This window comes from Nonomuraea diastatica (assembly GCF_004349015.1).
Taxonomy (GTDB): domain Bacteria; phylum Actinomycetota; class Actinomycetes; order Streptosporangiales; family Streptosporangiaceae; genus Nonomuraea; species Nonomuraea diastatica.
In genome coordinates this window covers 1-1,065 of sequence record NZ_SMKP01000429.1, presented here as the reverse complement: position 1 = coordinate 1,065, position 1,065 = coordinate 1, and the positions used below count along the sequence as shown (strand labels likewise).

Sequence of the window (1,065 nt, the reverse complement as noted above, 5' to 3'; positions counted from 1 at the left end):
TCAGCGCTCGACCTCGCCTCTGATGAACTTCTCGACGTAGTCGCGGGCCTGGTCGTCGGAGTACTGCTCGGGCGGCGACTTCATGAAGTAGGAGGACGCCGACAGGATGGGCCCGGCGATGCCCCGGTCCAGGGCGATCTTGGCGGCGCGGACGGCGTCGATGATGATGCCGGCCGAGTTGGGTGAGTCCCACACCTCGAGCTTGTACTCCAGGCTGAGCGGGGTGTCGCCGAACGAGCGGCCTTCCAGCCGCACGTACGCCCACTTGCGGTCGTCCAGCCATGGCACGTGGTCGGACGGACCGATGTGCACGTCGCTCTTGCCCATCTCGCGGGGGATCTGCGAGGTGACCGACTGCGTCTTGGACAGCTTCTTCGACTGGAGGCGCTTGCGCTCCAGCATGTTCATGAAGTCCATGTTGCCGCCGAAGTTGAGCTGGTAGGTGCGTAGCAGCTCGACCCCGCGGTCTTCGAACAGTTTGGCCATGACGCGGTGGGTGATGGTGGCGCCGACCTGTGACTTGATGTCGTCGCCCACGATCGGCACGCCGGCTTCGGTGAACTTCGCCGCCCAGACGGGGTCGGAGGCGATGAAGACCGGCAGCGCGTTGACGAAGGCGACCTTGGCGTCGATGGCGCACTGGGCGTAGAAGCGGTCGGCGTCTTCTGAGCCGACGGGCAGGTAGGAGACCAGGACGTCGACCTGGTTGTCGCGCAGCACCTGGACCACGTCGGCGGGGCTCTCGTCGGACTCCTCGATGATGTCCTGGTAGAACTCGCCCAGGCCGTCGAGGGTGTGGCCGCGTTGCACCGTCACTCCGGTGGGCGGCACATCGGTGATCTTGATCGTGTTGTTCTCGCTGGCGACGATCGCCTCGGACAGGTCGCGGCCGACCTTCTTGGCGTCCACGTCGAAGGCCGCGACGAACTCGACGTCGCCGACGTGGTAGTCGCCGAACTTCACGTGCATCAGGCCCGGGACCCGAACGTCCGGGTCGGCGTCCTTGTAATAGTGAACGCCCTGGACCAGCGACGACGCGCAGTTGCCGACACCGACAATGGCCAC

The 1,065-nt window shown here is 65.6% G+C and carries 1 protein-coding gene; it reads right to left on the bottom strand.

The features are described 5' to 3' along the window. The coding region (locus E1294_RS52015; RefSeq protein ID WP_246083901.1) for an inositol-3-phosphate synthase at window positions 1–1,065 on the bottom strand (1,065 nt) is incomplete at its 5' end.